A 19,202-nucleotide genomic window follows, 5' to 3' on the forward strand; every position below is an offset into this window, starting at 1 on the left:
ATAATAAATGTAACAAAACTATATCAATGTTACGTAAAATGTAATAAAATAAAAATAGGGAAATTTCTTAAGAACAAGGCTTAATTAGTGACAAGTTGTTAGAAACAGAATAAAAATTGAAGTAAATTAATTATAAGAGTGCTTAGCAAGCAATAAGTACATTAAATTGATAATTAAAAATAAAAAGTTGTAAAAAAATTACAAATCAAAATATAAGTGATTTTTTGAAAAAAGTTTTTGATTAATCATAGAAATGTACTATTGAAAATTTTTCGATAGCAAGGGAGGTCGTAAAATTGAAGTATGTCCAACCCATAAGAGATATGGATAAAGTATATGAAATGAAAAATGAATTGTTAAAAAATGGATATAGAAATTATATGATATTTAACATGGGAATAAATACAGGATTAAGAATTTCAGATCTTTTAAGTTTAAGAGTTATTGATGTGAGAAATAAATCGCATTTAGTTATCAAAGAAAAGAAAACAGGTAAATCAAAAAGAATACTTATAAATTCAAATTTAAAAGGAGATATAGACAGATACATATACAATATGAGAGATATGGATTATTTGTTTAAAAGTCAAAAGGGAAATAATACACCCATAACAAGGGTACAAGCTTATAGGATATTAAATAAAGCAGCAGAAAACATAGGGTTAGTTGAGGTTGGTACACATACATTAAGAAAGACTTTTGGATACTTTCATTATAATCAATATAAGGATGTAGCAATACTTCAGGATATATTTAATCATTCATCTCCAAGTATTACTTTAAGATATATAGGGATAACAGATGATATGAAAGACAAGACCATTGAGAATTTCTACTTGTAGTTGTAATAATGAATCTTAATTCAATAATGTGAATGTTATAACAGTTATCTAGGGGAGCAGCTTATTGGATATAATTTTAAGAATAAAGTTCTATATAAAAAAGAAAAAAGCTGAGGTTTCCTAGGCTCACAGCTTTTTTCAAATAGCGCTTAATCCAATTTATTATAAACTAATTATAGTATTTTACTTTAATTAAGTCAATAGTCAAGTAGATATACAATTAGATATAATATCTTATATCTAATTTTTTAGACATAGTGAAGGCTTAGATAAGGATACAAAGGATGATTACTATAGGATAGTTGTATTATTTAGTGAAAAAGCAAAAATAACTATCTAATATAATAGTACAATTAAGATAGAGCTAATTGCATATATAATTAAGTAGCGAGCTTGTATAGTTTGATATTACATAGGGTAGAGTAAATTGAGGGTAAGAAAGATAAGTGGTAGTAGTAATTAACAGGGTATAAATGATGAGCATGAACATGGAGTGGAAGATATGAGAGAGCACATATAATGTATACATATTAGGTTTGTTAATGAGAAGAACAAGTTATCAGGTAAAATTATATATAAAAGTATATAATAAAATTGTTTTTTACATTATACAACTGAAATATGGTATCTTTAAATTAATGTTTGTTCTTTTATGGAGCCTTTAGGTGACCTATATCTCTTATATACTTGCAATTATTTCTAGTATACAGGGAAATAATTTATTTATCAAGAAATAAGACATTAAGAGATGATAAGTTATGATCTTATAGGATTAGATTAATTGATGTTTACTTAGGAGTTTTAAAAGGATATATATTAAGAAGAGATTTTTTTGATAAGTTTTTAATGGGGTAGAGTTAGGATTTAAGAGTTTGCTAGGTAGAAGTGATAACGATAATTTTAGATAGGGCGTTGAAGGTAGGAACTTTTTATATAAGATACATGACGCAACAATTGATTGTATCAGACTTATTTTAGGTTTACTTAATTAAGAAGTTGTATTAGATTTTTACGGTATAATAAGATTTAAGTTAAATGTATTTACAAGGAATTTAGAATTCTCAATAATTTATACAAAAAAGCACTCTAATTATTTAATCAATACTAGAGTGCTTTCTTAATGAATTTTTGTTTACAATAAAAAACTATAGTTATGCTATTTACTTAAATATAGTTTTTACTATTATCTTTTAATATTTTTACATGCAATAATAAACCTATGCTCAAGACTTTCAATATATGTATTATTTTGAAACTCTTCATGTATTTTAAGCAATTCATCAAAACAAGTATCTACTGAAAACCCCGGAAATTCCCATTGAATAATTTTAGCAAAATATACAAGAGCTCCAATATCATAAAAGCGTAGGTATGTAAAATATTCATTTTTATATAAAATCTCAAATGAATTTCTTTTAAGTTCATCTGATACATAATTAAAATTAATATATGAGTATTGGGAGGAAAAGTTTTTAATTAATCTTTTAGAAAGACTTTCATTATTTTTTCCACCTACTTGATGAGTAACAAATATATCATTAGGTTTTAGAATGCGTTTTACCTCGTATACATTATATACTTCATGCTTATTTATAACCATATCAAAGTAGTTAATTCGCTTTGTTCTCATTGCGAGTTCACCTACTATCATAAATAGTACAAACTTATTATATCATTAAACTGATGATTTTAATTCTCCATCTAATATTCAGATGAGATTCTATATAGAAATATTAAGGTATAAAGGTTATATATATGAAACAAAAAATACAACTGAAATTTGGTATCTTTATATTATAAATATTTATAATATATTTAGACAATAAAATTATTACAATATGTAAGTAAAAAATCAAATAAATTATAATAGAAATACAGTATATATTTCTAAATATATAAGAGTAAAAATATTATATATAAATGAGTGTGATAACTATATGATATATAAATAAAATTATAAATATTTATAATTTTATAAACGTAAACAGAAACATAAATGTAAACATATATAATTACAAACAAGGTATAATAAAATTGCATTTATAAATAGAAATACAAATGTAAACACAATTATATTTGTAAACATTTTTGTGTATATAAATAATTATATACATAGTAAAGTATAAAAATATTTATAATTTCTTCATTGAGTTTGTAGGAAGTTAGTTATAATCTTTTGCCACTTAAAATGTGAGAATAGAAACAAATAAATTATAACTAACTTTTTTTTATTGTTTAATTGTGAAAGGAAAGTTCTGTATCAAAGTTTATTTTGATACAGAACTTTAAACTATAATACAATTCTAACAATTCATCTAGTTTCAGTTCAACCTCAAAGGTTGTGCTATTTTCGCATCTGTTCCTATTATCAGATTAGGAATAATTTTATAAATTCCTGCAAATCCACGATTATGTGATGTGGTATTAAACATTAATCTTGAATGTAGATCTTTTAAAAATCCATTGGCTTAATTAGTGTATCTAAAAATCTAGTATATGTTAAGGTACTATTGTCGTTAATTTTAAGAACCTTCGTTTTAATAAGATTGATTTTTTTAATTAATATCAAGGATTAAGTTGGTCTTTTTTTCAATAACTATGAACATTACTATAGCAAATATAAGCATAAAACACGCTGGTAGCAATCTTTCATTAGGTACAAATACAGACCAAAATGAATTTATGAAAGTGTGAAAGATTATACACAGAAAAACACTTTTTGTTCCATACAAAATTGCTGCTAATAAAAATGATAAAGCAATGCCCGTGATAGAGAAACATAAAAAACTCATGCTAGATTGAGGTGAGCCTGAAATGAACCACAAAGGAAGATGCCAAACAGTCCATATAATACCAACAATTACAGTACTGCTAATGATTGAAAACTTTTTCTGTAAAGCAGATTGTAAAAATCCTCGCCACCCTATTTCTTCTAATCCTCCTCCAATTATCATAATGGGAAATGCCAATATTGCAATATATAGTGGATGTTCTATAGTTGCTCCACCAAAAAGCGTTGGTAAAAATGAAAATATGAATGCTAAGCCAATAACAATAATATACCAAACAACTTGATGTCTTGGATTAAGTATACTTTTTATAAATGATTTATAATCATTACTTGAGCTATATTTCTTTTTAATCCATATCTCGCAAATAGGTGGGGTAAGTCCTCCTGCAATAAAAAATAACATAGACAGTGGTGTTCCATAACGCATAAGGTTCAATTGATTTGCAATTATTATAATTCCCCATAAAATCCATGATGATGCGAATGTGTACCATAAATATCTTTTTACATCTTTCTCCATTTACCTTTTTCCTCTCTATTAATAAGCATTTAACATTAACAAGACAGCTTTTGATAATGTATTAATAAGACTAATTTCATCAATTTCTATTTGGGTATTTTTAATTGGTCCATAACAGTTTATGAGAATAGAATCTCTTACAATACCATCAATAGAAGTCATGATAAAGCATAAAATATTTTTACTAGGCAATATAGGATTAAAATATCCTATTTCAATTCCTTCATTGATTTTCTTAAATAGTTGTTGCATTAAATATTGGCTGTTTTGCATTTCAGTTATTTGAGACATGAATTTTTCTTGTCTGTCTGGATGATTGGTAAGCAATACTGTAAGTTCAAATTGAATTTTTCCTGTGGTAGTCATGTTTTCTTTTAAGTTTTTTCCTATGAAATCAAAGATGCTTTCAATAACTTCTTTTGGGGTGGTGCTACTTTGTATGATTTCATCTATATTTTGTTTATAACCAGCATTAGTATTAGACTTGTTAATTAATGCGATTAATATATCGTCTATGTCTGAATAATAACAATATATTCCACCTTGGCTCACCCCAGATTTTTTAATAATATCTTTCATTGTAATTTCATATAACGGTTTGTTTTTACATACAGAAAAAGCAGCTTCTAAAATTGAATTTTTTTTATTATTTATATATTCAGTGCTAACTTTTGGCATATTTACCTCCTTTTAAATATAAATGACTCTAGTGTCATTTATATAATATCACTTTGTTTTTTAGAAGGCAAGATAATAATGGATATAGTGTCATTATTATCTAAACAAAAATACAATACCTTTCCATATATTAAATTACATAAAGGTATATCTTTATGTAGGGTTAAAAAGGCTTATAAAATATAGTAGACATTAAAAATAATTTTTATATACTATAATCATTAATTAAACTTATATATATAAAGCTATATCTTTCTTATAGATATAATATTAAAAATACAACTGAAATTTGGTATCTTTATATTACGAATTTTAAAGGCTTAAAAATAGTTATAGCAAGGAGATAAATTATAAAGAAATAATTAAATTTATTTCTTTATAATTATCTAAAAATATAATGATAATATCAAATTTTTAAATATAAATTAAGTGATATAAAGCCAATAAATAAAGGCAAATAAACAAATATATAAACAATTTTGAAATTAAAAAAATATATATAAATAATTATAATTACATTTACTAATATATAAACACAATTGTAAACAAAATAGTTTGTGTAAAGATATGGTTTTTTAAACAAACAATTATATATATAAATAATAAAACAAATAAAAATGTAAACATTATAGTAAATAGAGTGAGTTTTCATTTGGGTTAGGCACACGAAATAGACTAGCATTAGGAAGATTGAAATGAATTGACAATTGACGATTGAGAATTGACAATTGGAGGATAAATCTTCTTAGGAAGATTTTTAAATTTTAAAAATATAATTAAAGAAAATATGTGATTTTTGGCCTAAACTTTCAACTTTCCACTCTCAACCTTCAACTTTATATTTAGGAAGTCCGTGACTTTCAACAATAATCGTCAATCGTCAATTCTCAATTAAAAAAGGGCGCAGCCTTTTGTTCTTTACAGTATGTGAATGTTATAAGAATTAATCTAGAACCTAGCATAGACATGGTATACTCTACCCTACTTAGTAGGAGGATGTTACAGGTTATACTTATAAGATAAATATATAGCTTATAGCGAAGCTAATTAAATAAAGGATCACTGTTAATGTTTAAGATAATCTATAAAAGGTGAATTTTTGAATAGCTATGAAAATAAACTGAATTGAATTTTATGTATAAGGGGGAATCATGGAGTTAAGTATTAAACTATTCTTAAATCACATAGGAAGACAAATTTAAAAAAGTACTTCCTATTTAATCTGTATAAGAATTTATCTAAAATTTAAAGATGTTATATCCCACTTCTATAAGATAGGATTAAGAGAGCTTTAAATACTATAGATATAAAAATTAAATATCTTTATGGGGGGGAGGATATTTAAGGAACTTAACTCCATAATATATCTACTACATTAGTAAGTATGTCCATAAATATAATCTTTAAACATATTATTTTACATTTATTAAAGAATTTTTTAATAATCGAAAGTTATGGTGTAAGGTATCACTTCAATGTTTATACTATGTCTATTAGATCTAACACTCTAATCTTCTACAAGTTGGAGAATACGTGACTTTTAGGGATAAGAACTTGATATTGAACTTGTAACTATATATTTGTCACATTCTTAAGGCTGCGATAACTTTTAATTCTCAATTTAAAGGGAGAGCTAGAAGTGGTAAATTAGAGTTTATGTATTGGAAGTTATAAGTTTCAAGTTGTAAGGCACATGAAAGAAAATAACAAGGAGGCGATATTAGTTCATGGTACAGGCTATGGGATAATATTACTAACGCAGTATGACAAGAAATAGATTAGCATACTGATTGTTATTTTTTGAATGCTCCTAAGACCTTTTGGAAAATAATTAAGCAACATAAATATATATAAGGCCGAATAAATTGTAACAGGGGGGTGAGTGCGTTTATGCGGCCTAGAAGTAAAAATCTTATTAAGATAATAGGGGTTATGGCCATAGGTATTATTATAGTATTTTGTGTTAATGGAAGATATAATGATAATATTTCGAAAGTTTTAAAAGATATAGAAAATAATAATTATGTTATTAAAGATAAAGTATTGGATTTCTTAGGTATAAACATATATAATCCCACGTCAATATTGGAGAAGGAAATCTCTTTTATAGCTATGGATGGAGATATTGAAGCAAAGAAGGAGGCTGCATGGGAGTTAAACCCTTTTGTAATGAATGAAGCTAGCATCAACAAAGAAAGTTTAGAAAATAAGGATGATGTAAATACAGAACTGAAAAAGAATTTGGATAAATCTAAACCTGAGGTGCTTATTTATCATAGCCATAATCAAGAGAGCTATGGTGATGAGGCATACAGTAGAGATAACTCAAAAAATATAGTGTCTGTAGGTAATGAACTTGCAAAAAATCTTGAGGAGAATTACGGAATATCAGTAATACATGATAAAACAATACATGATGAATTAAGATCAAATGCTTATACAAAATCAGGAGAAACTTTGGATAAATATTTAAGCAAGTATAAGGATTTTAAAATTATAATAGATATTCATAGAGATTCAGGACCATCAAAGGCATCAACTACTACAAAGGTAAATGGTGAAGATGTAGCAAAATTTATGCTTGTAATATCAAAAAGAAGACCTAACATAAATAAAAATATGAAACTTGTAAATGAACTTATAAACATTAGCAATAAATTATATCCAGGATTTTGTAGTGGAACATTCACATATGGCCACGGAATAAATGGATTTAATCAAGATAAAAATTCGAATCTTTTATTAGTTGAAGTTGGAACGGAAAAAAATACATCAAAGGAGGCTCAGTTAACAGGAAAATATATAGCAAGAATTTTAGCTGAAAGTATAAATAAGAAGAAATAAGGCACATGAAAGAAAATAACAAGTCAAAGATACCATGTATATTTTGTGTCAGAGAACGAAAGGAACGCCCTTTTTTACTGCAACTTGTCACTCATTAAAGTTTTCAGAACGGATCTTTATTCAGGTGGTGTTATAGGTTGTATCCATAAGGTAAATATTTTTATGAGTATAGATAAGTTCCTTTAAGATTTAGATAAAAATATGTATTTAAAAATCACTTAATAAAGATACCAAATTTCCATTGTGTTTAATAATATATTTATAAAAAAATACAACTGAAATTTGGTATCTTTATATTATAGATTTTTATATAGGAATAAGTTTAAATAGATTTAGATAATATATTATAGTATGTACATATATATATTAAAAAATAAGTAATTTAATTAGATAAGCTTGAAATAAAATAAGTATGAAGTTTCATTTAAAAATAAGCAGGACTACCCTTCAAATTTATGTTAGAAATCCTTTAATTTCAATAGAATAAACAAATATATTTGTATAGAAAAGTACAAATATATAAACCTAAATAAAAATAGAAATGTTTACAAATGTGTTTGTGTTTACATATGTATTTATTACATGTGATATGCATTTAAAAATAATAAGAAATATAAAAGTTATATACAAATCAATATACATAATTAAATACAAAAATAAAAATATAAAATTAAATAAAATTAAAAACGTAAATGTAAATGTAAACAATAATAGATACAAATATATAAATAAAAAACACTAAAATATATTTTTAATATACCTCAGTGTTCAATAGAATTTGCTATTTAGTTTTTCACACATTACTATCTCCAATCTTAATATTTATTAAATAAGATTATCTAAAGCTTATTTATATATGTTCTAAAAAAGTTTATTCATTTGAATTTAAACTGTGATTTTAGTAATTGATAATAATGTAAATTATCAACTTATGAACTTTATTAATTAGAACTTATATATTACTATATTGGTTAAACAATTATTATAAAATCATATATATTATAGCAATAACACTTAAGCGTATTTTAAAATTTAACTGTAGCTTATATTTAATATAGTATTATTATCAATCATAAATACCTAGTAAAGTAACTATCCAATTGAGTTAATTTGCATAAATTGTAATGCTTCAATAGCTTCTATTTCATAGTCTTTGTCCATATTAAAAAGTCCCTTTTCTTCAGTTTTTTCTTCCTTAACTAATTCTCCATTGAAAACTTTCTTTAAAAACTTCTTTAACATAATTTGTTTCCTCCCTTAATTTGTTTTGTTTGACCTTATGTATTTATTATAGCTTGTATCAATAAAGCCAACCATTTAAGTAAATTACAAAGTAACAGTTATAACTTACACTTTTGTAATACCAATGTATGGATTAAATAAAATGATTAAAAAGTAAGTTGTCCACTATTGTATAAGAAATTATTACCAATAATTAAACTTTAATACAATATTTATCAAATTAAAGAGTAAATATTTTTGAATGTGCATAATAAGAAAAAGCCATGAATGAAGTTTTTTAACTTTAATTCATGGCTTTTATGAATTTAATTAAGTGTATACAGATTTAACTTTATAAGATAGTATACATTTTCATAACAATAAAATCATAAGCGTTAGTCAGCTAGTTTGCGTAGCTTAGACCTCACTTTTCGGTTAGATGATGAAAAGAACACCATCTTAAGGAAGAGTCATTCTATTAAATTCAACCTTATCTACTGTAGATCCATTTGGATTTTCAATTTCTAAAGTGAACTTATTTGCATTATCAAAGGAAGTAATACCATCAAAAACAATTTTTAAAGTGGCTCCCCCACCAGGTAAAGTCTCTGTAGAAGCTGAAGATGAGATATATCTTTTATTATTTTCATCAACTAAGGTTGCTCGATGTACTATTTTTGCCTCATCACCAGCAACTAGATAGTCAAATTCTAAGTTCATACTAGTTGGTAGCGATGTAGCTTTATAAACTTTAATGTTTGGGTTATCATTGTTAAATGAATAGTTTATGTTTTTACCTTCTTTAAATTTATCATCTAGCTTTATTGATGTCTCAAAATTCAAATCTTGAGACAGAATTACTGTATCAACTAAATGGGCAAATACTATTTTTTCTACATTAATTTTTAGTGTGTCCATAGTTGGTATTTTAGCAGAATCTGATGTAAGTAATATTTTGAAATTTAATATATTATTCTCGATATTACTTTTATCTAATATAGAATAACCACTTAAAGCAAGATTAGAAACAGGTGTATTTGTTTTATAAATAATCTCACCATTTTCATTGTACAAATCCACATCCATAGTAACACCGAATTGGTTAAGATCTTCTGGTATCATTGAATTATCTTTAATTTTAATTTCAAAATCTAAGGCAATGTGTCCAGAATCAACTAATATATTGTTAAGGTTCATATTAAACTTGTCACTAGAAACTTCTGTATCTGATATCTTTTGAACATAATCATTTTTAACGGCACTTTCTATGCCTGGATTTTTAAAGCTAAAAACAAATTGTTCAATGGCAGCTCTAACAGGGCTTGATAAACCTATAGTTGTAGCTAATGCTAAACTAGCTGCAGTTAAATAGTATTTTCTTTTTTTAGACTTAGTTTTTTTATTATATGATTTTAAGTTTACACATTTTAAATCATTTGAATTATCATTTCTAATTGTGTCAAAGGCAGTATCTATCTTGTTTAAAACACTAGGGGGAATGGTTATGTCCTCATTTTTTAGGTTTAATAAATCTTTTTCTAAGTTATCCATAATTTAATTATCCTCCTTATTAACACCATAAAAATCTCTTAAATCATTTCGTGCTCTACATAGTCTAGATTTTATAGTTCCTTCTTTTTCATTTAGAATTGAGCAAATTTCTTTTATACTAAATCCCATAATGTAATATAGAATAATTACAAGTTTATAATCTTTTTTTAGTTTATTTATAGCTTCCTTTAATTCAAGATCTTTTATAGATCCATCTTTACAGCCTATATTATAAGCATCATCAAGGGCTATATTAGGTTTACGTTTATTTAAGATGCAGTTGCATTTATTTATGAAAATTCTAACTACCCAGGTATTAAAGTATTTAGAATCCTTTAGGGTATTAACTTTTTCATATGCTGTTAGTATGGTGTCTTGTATAGCATCTCCTATATCTTCATCGTTCTCCACCATGTTTTTACCTATTTTATATAGTGTAGGCGTACATGAATTTATAGCTTCTATAAAAGCTTCCTTATCTTTATTAAGGGATTGTTCTATTGATAGTTCCATTAATTGTTACCTCCGAAAATAATTAGGCAATTAAAAGTTTAGTACACTATATTAGATAAGTAAACTTCTAGAAAGGTTGCAATAAGGCACATGAAAGAAAATAATAAGTCAAAGATGCAATGTATATTTTAGATCAGACAAGTATGTCCAGTTGTCCCCAAGCCCTTAAAAAAATGCATATTCCATGGTATATCTGAATAATCCAGGATTATAGCACTTTTTATCGCCCACTTTGTAAGAGGATGGGAGTGATAAATATAAGATAAGAAAATAATAAGGAGTGGGAAGCGTGTTTAAAGTGTTAAGGATAAACTTAAGTAAAGTAATACCATATTTATTGGTATTTAGTTTTTTATTAATAGCTTTTGTGGTTATCAATATTAAGGAAAAAGCAAAGTTAGTTGAGTTATTACCATTAATTATGCTTATAATTGTATTTGTGTTTTTATAAATAAATATAATTAAAGATGTACTTAAAAGAAAAGTAACCTTATTATGGGGAGTAATAACTTTAGTATTTTTTCCAACTATATTAGGAGTTATTGCGTATACATTATCTAGAAATGGAACCTTAGATTATAAAAATAAAAAGAAATTTGTTATTAGTATGTTCTTAGGGAGTGTTTGTAGCTTTCTAATTGTAGTATTTTCAATAATACAATGGGATACGTGCCAATCCTCGTTAATAATCATATGAATGCTTTATTACTTTTTTTAGCACCAATAATATTCTTTATTTCTATGGGACTACTTTGTATGTTTAATTACGAAAAAAGTGGAAATGTTTACAGAAAACATATATGTATGTGTCTGTATTTTCAATATGATACCTTTTTTTATAAGCATAATGACTTTAAGTTTTTTTGGATACTAAAATCTTAGTATAAAACAATTAATGGATTATAAATAAATAGCCTTTGCTTAATCCTAAATGACAATTTTAAATTTAGGAGGGCATTATGTGCTATATTAAGGCAAAGGAAATATTACCAATGGAAGTAATAGAGTTAATTCAAAAGTATGTGGAAGGGGAATACATATATATTCCTAAGAAAGAGTGTAATAGAAAACCATGCCGTAGCTACCTTTGTTCCTATTAATAGTGTTATAAAGAAAGGTATACAATATATTCAAAAATATGTATAATGATGTTAAAAATTAAAGTCCATTGGGGGGAGTAATATGATAACTATAGGAATATGCGAGGATGAATTAGTGCAACTTGATTCTATGAAATCCCATTTGGAAAATATATTTGAAAAAAACAGGATATGTTATGAGCTACTTATTTTTAGAAGTGGAGAAAATTTACTTAAAAACTATCCTGAAAACATGGATATTTTATTGTTGGACATTAAAATGGATAAGCTTACAGGTATGGAAGTAGCTTATAAGATTAGAGAGTTTGATAATGATTTAGAAATTATATTTACAACGTCTTTTAAGGATTATGCAGAAGAAGGGTATGTGGTCAGGGCATATAGGTATTTAAGAAAGCCCATAGATCCTGAAAAATTAGAAGAAGGTATTATGAAATGTATACAGTATGTGAAAGAAAAGAATAGTGTTATAGCAATTAAATGCACTGAAGGATTGAAGAAGATACATATAGACAAGATATTATATATAGAATCAATAAAGAATTATATATGTATACATATGGAATATGGATCTTATCATGCAAAATTAAGTATGAAGGAAATAGAAAAAAATTTAGTTAGTTATAACTTCTTTAGATGCCATAAGAGCTATTTAGTTAATTTGAAAGGTATAACATCACTAAATAGAGATAATGTGGGACTCGGAGAGAAAATTATACCTGTGAGTAAACATAGATATAAAGAATTAAAGATTGAATTAACAAATTTATTGGGAGATATGTTATGTTAGAATACAGTGCACCTTGGACTATAACTATTGTATTATTAGTAAGCGTAGAAATAGGTATTTTTTATGTGATATTAGATAATATAAGTGTTAGAAAAAGAAATGGAACCTTCATAGGCATAGGCTTAATTACTTTAATGGTACTAGGAATAGGGATTAATATACTTAATATTTTTCCAAATACTATAGTAATTGTAAATATGGTCATTGTAGCTATTTTTTATAAAATTAATTATGAGGTGGATATATGGAATTGCACAATAACTATAATGATATGTTGGTTTATATTATCAGCAACTGAATCAATAAGTATGATTATTATTGCAATAGTTACTTCTCAAAATATAGGAGCTGTAGTATATGAAAATCCATATAAGATAATAACAGTTGCTTTATCTAAGCTTTTTTTTATAATTATTTTTATAATTTATAAGAACAAAACAATATCGGTAGGTTTAAAGAAGCAAGATTTTAATCTTATAGCAGTACCTATATTATCAAATATGCTTTGTCTATTCATTATATTTAAATTCACATTTTCAATTACAGTAAAAAATTCAATAAATAATTACATGTTGCTTGTGATTACTGTAATAATTATATTATCTAACGTGGCTATAATTGGGATGATGAAAAGGTTAATTAAAAATAATGAGTTGAAGTTAGAAAATACTTTAATCAAACAAAAAACAATGATGGACCATGAAAATTATATAAAATTACAAAAGTCTTATAGGAACTTAAGAGAGCTTCAACATGATATGAAGAATCATATTGTCTGTATAAAGGAGCTTTATGGAGATGAAAATAAAGCATATGATTATATAGAAAAAGTAAATGAAGAAGTAGAGAATATTAATATATTTAATACTGGCAATTCAATTATAGATATTATTTTAAGTGAAAAGAAGAGAATATGTACTGAAAATAATATAGAGTTTAATACTCAGATTAATATTAATAAGGGAATACCCATAGAAGTTATTGATTTAAGTAGTATATTTTCTAATGCATTAGATAATGCAATTGAAGCCTGTTATAAAATTAAGGATGGTAATATAAAAAGATATGTAGATATAAAAAATACATATGTAGGTAATTTTTTAGTTATAAGAGTTGATAATAGCAAGGTTAATAGTATAAAAATCCATAATAATAAGATTGTTACAGATAAAGCAGATGGATTTGAACATGGATTTGGTATAAGTAGTATAAGAAGATGTGCTGAAAAATATGATGGAGAAGTGGTTGTAGATTATACAAAAGATAGATTTATTTTAAAGATAGTTATTCCAATTTGATAAAAAGTGACCAGTTGTCCCCTGAGATGACCCAGTTGTCCCTAAGGGGTTGTATATATATTCATAGGGTAGTATATTAGGTTATGAAATAGGTTGTTAATGAAATTAACAAAAAAGGTCCCCAAGATATGAAATCATCTTTTATTATGACCCTGTTAAACCAATATAAAGAATTAATTGCTCATTTACCCGGAGCATTTAACTAATAAATAAGGATGATTTCATATCACACTCAAATAATAGAATAAAGATAATTTTTAATTAAAGGGAAGCTTTTTAGCTTTCCTTTATTTCTTTTTTGTTAAAATATAGTGTTTTAAAAAAGAAATGCTTTTATAGGGTTCCATATCTGATACAGATAATTCAAGTTTTAACATGTCTTTATGAAAGGTTGAATCAAACTTAATATCATTATTTTGAATCAATGCAAAGAAATTAAGGAAACTAGTTTTATCCATTTTTCAATTATAATAACTTGTATTTATGAAAAGTTGACCAGTTGTCCCTATATATGACCAGTTGTCCCCAATATATTGAAACATATTATAAAAATTGTTAAAATAAGCCATAACATTTATTAAGGTTTTTGAAATAAATCTTATAAATGTTTTTATCGCTATTACTTATATTGAGGATTGCAAGTATTAACACTTAAAACGTATTATTTTCCTTTTTATAAAAAGGCGATTTTATGTATTTTATAAAATAAGAAGGGGGGATGAACATGAAGATTTATATGACTCCTGAATTAGTACTACCAAAAAATAATACTGATATGTATATGCCTGCATCATGGTTAGAGACAGTTGTTGGTAATGTTATTGGTGGTGTTTCTAGTGGTGTTGCTGGGGCTATAGTTGCTGACTCTATTCCAGGTCCAGCTGTTCCGGGCTAAAATTTAAAATGCAATACTGTCCTCTATAGGACAGTATTGTTCTTTATGTTATTTTATATGTAATTAATTAGTTTTAAAAGTTTTTGTATATAGATAGTTTTCTTAAAGTCAATTAATAAGAAAACTAAGTATTTATTATCTAAGGAGTATATATATGGAATTTCAAAATCAACAGCTTGTAAAATGGGAATGTAATAACTGGTATATACGAGAGGATAAATTAATTCAAATATGTACCCAAGATGGTGGGTCCGTTATATTAAATCCTGTTTTTAGCAATATATGGGTTAATATAAATTATGAGATCACCTTAGAGGAACTATGGAATAAAGTTAAGGATTCAGTCACATGGAATCAATTTGAAAATACAATTGAAGAACTAAAGTTATATAACTTAATTTATATAATTGATGTTGAAGATGAATTTAATTTGATTTTTGGTTAATTGAAGGGAGCAAATTATGAATAATATAGATGTTTTACTTATCAATCTTCCTACAACCAGTTGGTATAAAGAAAAGTTTGCCCAAAGCAATGGAATGCCACCTTTGGGTCTTTTATATATAGGAACTGTTTTAAAAGAGAGTAACTATAAGGTTAAAATAATTGATTTTGCAGTTGAAAAATTTACAAAAGAATCCTTTTCTAATACGTTAAATGAGCTTAATCCTAAATTAATTGGTATGAGTACTTATAATGAATCATGGAAAGCACAAAAACTACTTTGTGAGCTTATAAAGGAAGTTCTTCCAAGTTCAAAAATATTTGCAGGTGGAGCATTTGCTACATTTTGTTATAAAGATATTTTAATGGACAGCAAGACTGATTATATAATACAAGGTGAGGGAGAACATTCAGTATTGCATTTATGTGATGCTATATTTGAAAGAAACAATGAAAAGCTTGAGAATGTTCCCGGAATAGTATTCAAAATACATAATGAAGAATTATATATAAATGAATCTATGGAAAGAATTGAAGATTTAGATAAATTACCATTTCCAGATAGAAGCTTAGTTGATTTGAATAAATATCTAATTCCATACACTATAAGTACTTCTAGAGGATGTCCAGGAGCATGCATCTTTTGTTCATCTAGAGCATTTTGGGGTAAAAAAGTAAAAATGAGATCAGCAAAAAGTGTATTTGATGAATTAATGGATTTAAATAAAAAATACGGTACTACTGTATTTTATATTACTGATGATACTTTTACAGCATCTTCAAAAAGAGTTTATGAGTTTTGTAAAATGATAAAAGAAAGTAATATAAATTTTTTATGGGGATGTGAATCCAGAGCAGATATTATAACAGAAGAGTTAATGAGTATGCTTTCAGAATGTGGATGTAAAAAAATTCAAATAGGTTTAGAAAGTGCAGATAATAATATTTTAAAAAAATTAAATAAGTTAGTTACTATCGAACAAATTGAGAATGGAATAAGCCTTGCTCATAAATATGGAATGCATATTTCTGCATCTTTTATTGTAGGACATGCTTTCGATACAGATGAAACTATTCAAAAAACAATTTCATTTGCAAAATATATACAAAGTAAATATGGTGCTTATGTTATGGGAAGTGTTAATACTCCTTTTCCAGGTACTGAACAATATTATAAAGCAGAAGAGTTAGGAATTAAAATTCATAGTAATACTTGGGATAATTTTAAACTTAATAATCCCATAATAAGCACTAAAAGCATAAGTATAGAAAAATTAAGATATTATTATGAGAAAATAGTAGCTTTAATGAATGCAAATAACTCTAAAAATGATTTTGTGGAAATATGTGAATAGGGGGAAATACGATGCAACTACTTGATAAAAAATTATACTTTCATAAAGACTATTTTAATTCTGAAGAAAGAAATGGGTTTAAATTATTTTTTTCAAACACATTTTTTTCTTGGATAAAGACAAGCTTAACAGGCGCTGATATTTTAAATAAACTTGATGGAAATAAAAAGCTATTTGAAGTTGTAGATGAAATTTCTAAGGAATATATGTTACCTAAAGAAATAGTTGAACATGATGTTATTAAGTTTTGTAAATATGGTATAGAAAATAAGGTAATATTTGAGGAGAAAAAAGAATGTATTGGACCTAAGTTTGATAATAACTTAAAATCATTATTTATAGATATAACAGATGCCTGTAATTTAAACTGTAGATATTGTAATAAACAATGTGTTTCTACAAACAATGCAAAATTTATGGAATTAGAAAGTTTAAAAACTATTTTAGATAATTTAACACCATTATCAGAAAATATGAATATAGTTGTAAACATTACAGGTGGGGAACCATTGCTTCATCCAAACTTAGAAGAAATATTAAAATCTATTAAATCATATAACTGTAGAATAGTTTTATGGACAAATGGTGTATTGCTGGATTCTAAACAAGCAATTTTGTTAAAAGAATACTGCGATTATATAATTATTTCTTTAGATGAATTTGAAGAAATAAAGAATGATTATATTAGAGGTGACGGATCATTTAAGGGTGTACTAAGTGCTTCTGAAATGTGTACAATATATGATTTACCATTTCTTATTGGAATTACTCCATTAAAGTACAATATAGATAACTTAGAAAAAGTTATAGGTTTTGTTAAGAATGTAGGTTCATTAGGCTTTATTGTAAATGAACCAATCTTAATAGATTCAGAAGGCAATAATTTAAAAGAACATTTTAATTACGACCATAAGAAAATAGAAGAGAAAAATAAGGAACTAGGCAAGATGATTGCTATAATGAATTCTTGGAAAAATAATAAACTTAAACATAGTGAGCATGAAAAACATAACATAATTTTTGTGAGAGATATACAAAGATGTATGAATAATGTTTTCTCTCTTACACCAAAATTAAGCTGTGGTGCAGGTGTAAATGAATTAAGTATTGATGTAAATGGAAACATATATCCTTGTCATGTTCTCCATAGCAGTAAGTTTTTAATTTCTAATGCAAAAGAGGCTCCTATTAAGCATAAGCCTTTTGTTAGAACTGATGAACTTGAGGATTGTACTTCATGTGATTATAAAATATTTTGCCTAGGTGGTTGTAGGGCTCATACTATTTTTCATACAGAAGAAAAAAGCGGTAAATATCCACTTTGTGAATATGAAAAGGGTGCTATAGAAAATATCTTATGGAGCCCATTAAAACCTGTAGAGTAAGGCTTAAAATGACTAAATCTTTATATAATAAGAAAAATAAAGTTTATGATTTGATTAATGATGAATATAAAGAGTTATTATGGGGACTTAGGCTAATAAATTTAGAAGAAACTTGGAGTAAGATTAGTAACTTGGATTTATGCAATATTAAAATAGGATTAATAGATTCTGGAGTAGATAGAAATCATGAAGATTTAAAAAATATTGTCATAGAAGGGTTTAACTTTATTGATAATTCTAAGGATACAACAGATCATTTTGGTCATGGTACTAGAGTGGCAGGGATTATAGGTGCAGAAAAAAACAACAAAATTGGAATTGCAGGAGTTGCTAGTGGAGTACAAATAGTTCCTCTTAAAGTTATGGATCATAGAGGAAAAGCAAATATAAAAAACATAATTAAAGCTTTGGAATGGTGTATGAATAATGATATAGATATAATAAATTTAAGTTTGGGATATTATAAAGATTGCTTAAATATATTAACTAATAAAAATTCTCAGGATTATTTCATTGAGGAAGAAATAGTAAGTGAATTGATAAAAAAGTCTGTCCCAATAATCAGTGCGGTGGGTAATGGTTATGGAAAAGAAACACAGTATCCAGCAGCATATAGTAGTGTAATATCTGTTGCATCTTGTGGAATAAAACTAAGTCCTTTTCACTTGTATGCATCCCCTAAGAATAATAAATGCAAAAAAGATACTATATATGCACCAGGAGAATATATTTATACAACTGATATAAGAGGAAATTATGTTTATGATTTTGGTAGTTCAATGGCGTGTGGATTTGTAACGGGAGCAATTGCTCTATTAAAATCTCAAAATAAAGTACTTTCTCCTAAGAAGTTAAAAAATTTATTATTAGATCATTCCAAAAAAATAACTACTCCAAATGAAGACATAAAATTTCTTAATGTAGATAATGCGTTCAATGAATTGCAAGGTTTTTAGTATTTTAGAATCAGTAGTT

General features: G+C 25.9%; 17 protein-coding genes. 11 read left to right on the forward strand and 6 right to left on the reverse strand.

The features are described 5' to 3' along the window. The first annotated feature begins 296 nt into the window (after nt 1-296). Nucleotides 297-842: a site-specific integrase gene (locus BM119_RS14010; RefSeq protein ID WP_090042369.1), complete on the forward strand. Its 546-nt coding sequence runs from the start codon at nt 297-299 to the stop codon at nt 840-842. Between the two features lie 1,183 nt (nt 843-2,025). Here BM119_RS14010 and BM119_RS14015 read toward each other — a convergent pair. From BM119_RS14015 to BM119_RS14025, 3 genes are all read right to left on the reverse strand, one after another. Beyond that, on the reverse strand, nt 2,026-2,472 hold the full coding sequence (locus BM119_RS14015; protein WP_090042370.1) for a hypothetical protein: 447 nt from the start codon (nt 2,470-2,472) through the stop codon (nt 2,026-2,028). A gap of 925 nt (nt 2,473-3,397) precedes the next feature. Then, complete coding sequence (locus tag BM119_RS14020) at nt 3,398-4,153, reverse strand: CPBP family intramembrane glutamic endopeptidase (RefSeq protein WP_090042371.1); 756 nt, start codon at nt 4,151-4,153, stop codon at nt 3,398-3,400. An 18-nt stretch (nt 4,154-4,171) separates the two neighbouring features. Next, nucleotides 4,172-4,831: a TetR/AcrR family transcriptional regulator gene (locus tag BM119_RS14025; RefSeq protein WP_090042372.1), complete on the reverse strand. Its 660-nt coding sequence runs from the start codon at nt 4,829-4,831 to the stop codon at nt 4,172-4,174. 1,890 nt (nt 4,832-6,721) lie between these two features. On the opposite strand from BM119_RS14025, the gene BM119_RS14030 reads away from it, so the two are divergent. After that, a complete protein-coding gene (locus BM119_RS14030) occupies nt 6,722-7,675 on the forward strand; it encodes a stage II sporulation protein P (protein ID WP_090042373.1) in 954 nt (317 codons plus the stop codon). A 1,092-nt stretch (nt 7,676-8,767) separates the two neighbouring features. Here the strand turns inward: BM119_RS14030 and BM119_RS19965 are convergent. From BM119_RS19965 to BM119_RS14040, 3 genes are all read right to left on the reverse strand, one after another. Beyond that, nucleotides 8,768-8,917: a hypothetical protein gene (locus BM119_RS19965; RefSeq protein ID WP_177199435.1), complete on the reverse strand. Its 150-nt coding sequence runs from the start codon at nt 8,915-8,917 to the stop codon at nt 8,768-8,770. A gap of 438 nt (nt 8,918-9,355) precedes the next feature. Beyond that, the gene (locus BM119_RS14035; protein ID WP_090042374.1) at nt 9,356-10,447 is read right to left on the reverse strand and encodes a hypothetical protein; all 1,092 of its coding nucleotides are present in this window, start codon (nt 10,445-10,447) and stop codon (nt 9,356-9,358) included. Nucleotides 10,448-10,450: 3 nt separating this feature from the next. Beyond that, the gene (locus BM119_RS14040; protein WP_090042375.1) at nt 10,451-10,960 is read right to left on the reverse strand and encodes a sigma-70 family RNA polymerase sigma factor; all 510 of its coding nucleotides are present in this window, start codon (nt 10,958-10,960) and stop codon (nt 10,451-10,453) included. A 289-nt stretch (nt 10,961-11,249) separates the two neighbouring features. Between BM119_RS14040 and BM119_RS19970 the strand changes: the two genes are divergently transcribed. The 9 genes from BM119_RS19970 (at nt 11,250) to BM119_RS14075 (ending at nt 19,183) form a co-directional block, all read left to right on the forward strand. Further along, nucleotides 11,250-11,411, forward strand: coding sequence for a hypothetical protein (locus tag BM119_RS19970; protein WP_177199436.1), 162 nt, complete (start codon nt 11,250-11,252; stop codon nt 11,409-11,411). A 508-nt stretch (nt 11,412-11,919) separates the two neighbouring features. Then, entirely contained in the window at nt 11,920-12,060 is a 141-nt protein-coding gene (locus tag BM119_RS19975) for a hypothetical protein (protein WP_177199432.1), read from the forward strand. Between the two features lie 82 nt (nt 12,061-12,142). After that, nucleotides 12,143-12,850 (forward strand): LytR/AlgR family response regulator transcription factor, encoded by a 708-nt coding sequence (locus tag BM119_RS14050; protein WP_090042376.1) that lies wholly within the window; start codon nt 12,143-12,145, stop codon nt 12,848-12,850. Beyond that, a complete protein-coding gene (locus BM119_RS14055) occupies nt 12,844-14,148 on the forward strand; it encodes an ATP-binding protein (RefSeq protein WP_090042377.1) in 1,305 nt (434 codons plus the stop codon). Before BM119_RS14050 ends, BM119_RS14055 begins: the two co-directional genes overlap by 7 nt. Nucleotides 14,149-14,872: 724 nt before the next feature. Next, on the forward strand, nt 14,873-15,043 hold the full coding sequence (locus tag BM119_RS19980; protein WP_177199437.1) for a hypothetical protein: 171 nt from the start codon (nt 14,873-14,875) through the stop codon (nt 15,041-15,043). A 154-nt stretch (nt 15,044-15,197) separates the two neighbouring features. Then, nucleotides 15,198-15,488 carry a hypothetical protein gene (locus BM119_RS14060; RefSeq protein ID WP_090042379.1) on the forward strand — a complete coding sequence of 97 codons (291 nt, stop codon included), beginning with the start codon at nt 15,198-15,200 and terminating at the stop codon, nt 15,486-15,488. A 16-nt stretch (nt 15,489-15,504) separates the two neighbouring features. Next, nucleotides 15,505-16,842, forward strand: coding sequence for a B12-binding domain-containing radical SAM protein (locus tag BM119_RS14065; RefSeq protein ID WP_090042380.1), 1,338 nt, complete (start codon nt 15,505-15,507; stop codon nt 16,840-16,842). Nucleotides 16,843-16,853: 11 nt separating this feature from the next. Further along, nucleotides 16,854-18,227, forward strand: a complete 1,374-nt coding sequence (locus BM119_RS14070; protein ID WP_090042381.1) for a PqqD family peptide modification chaperone — start codon at nt 16,854-16,856, stop codon at nt 18,225-18,227. Further along, complete coding sequence (locus BM119_RS14075; protein ID WP_090042382.1) at nt 18,200-19,183, forward strand: S8 family peptidase; 984 nt, start codon at nt 18,200-18,202, stop codon at nt 19,181-19,183. Before BM119_RS14070 ends, BM119_RS14075 begins: the two co-directional genes overlap by 28 nt. Nucleotides 19,184-19,202 lie beyond the last annotated feature (19 nt).

Source organism: Clostridium frigidicarnis, from assembly GCF_900111985.1.
In the GTDB taxonomy this organism is placed as follows: Bacteria; Bacillota; Clostridia; order Clostridiales; family Clostridiaceae; genus Clostridium_Z; species Clostridium_Z frigidicarnis.

Bases quoted from the DNA above. Each gene is read 5' to 3' on its own strand.
- BM119_RS14035 (WP_090042374.1), bottom strand. From the start codon at position 10,447: ATGGATAACTTAGAAAAAGATTTATTAAACCTAAAAAATGAGGACATA.
- BM119_RS14065 (WP_090042380.1), top strand. From the start codon at position 15,505: ATGAATAATATAGATGTTTTACTTATCAATCTTCCTACAACCAGTTGG.
- BM119_RS14040 (WP_090042375.1), bottom strand. From the start codon at position 10,960: ATGGAACTATCAATAGAACAATCCCTTAATAAAGATAAGGAAGCTTTT.
- BM119_RS14015 (WP_090042370.1), bottom strand. From the start codon at position 2,472: ATGAGAACAAAGCGAATTAACTACTTTGATATGGTTATAAATAAGCAT.
- BM119_RS14050 (WP_090042376.1), top strand. From the start codon at position 12,143: ATGATAACTATAGGAATATGCGAGGATGAATTAGTGCAACTTGATTCT.
- BM119_RS14060 (WP_090042379.1), top strand. From the start codon at position 15,198: ATGGAATTTCAAAATCAACAGCTTGTAAAATGGGAATGTAATAACTGG.
- BM119_RS14075 (WP_090042382.1), top strand. From the start codon at position 18,200: ATGGAGCCCATTAAAACCTGTAGAGTAAGGCTTAAAATGACTAAATCT.
- BM119_RS19980 (WP_177199437.1), top strand. From the start codon at position 14,873: ATGAAGATTTATATGACTCCTGAATTAGTACTACCAAAAAATAATACT.
- BM119_RS14025 (WP_090042372.1), bottom strand. From the start codon at position 4,831: ATGCCAAAAGTTAGCACTGAATATATAAATAATAAAAAAAATTCAATT.
- BM119_RS19965 (WP_177199435.1), bottom strand. From the start codon at position 8,917: ATGTTAAAGAAGTTTTTAAAGAAAGTTTTCAATGGAGAATTAGTTAAG.
- BM119_RS14020 (WP_090042371.1), bottom strand. From the start codon at position 4,153: ATGGAGAAAGATGTAAAAAGATATTTATGGTACACATTCGCATCATCA.
- BM119_RS19975 (WP_177199432.1), top strand. From the start codon at position 11,920: ATGTGCTATATTAAGGCAAAGGAAATATTACCAATGGAAGTAATAGAG.
- BM119_RS14030 (WP_090042373.1), top strand. From the start codon at position 6,722: ATGCGGCCTAGAAGTAAAAATCTTATTAAGATAATAGGGGTTATGGCC.
- BM119_RS14055 (WP_090042377.1), top strand. From the start codon at position 12,844: ATGTTAGAATACAGTGCACCTTGGACTATAACTATTGTATTATTAGTA.
- BM119_RS14070 (WP_090042381.1), top strand. From the start codon at position 16,854: ATGCAACTACTTGATAAAAAATTATACTTTCATAAAGACTATTTTAAT.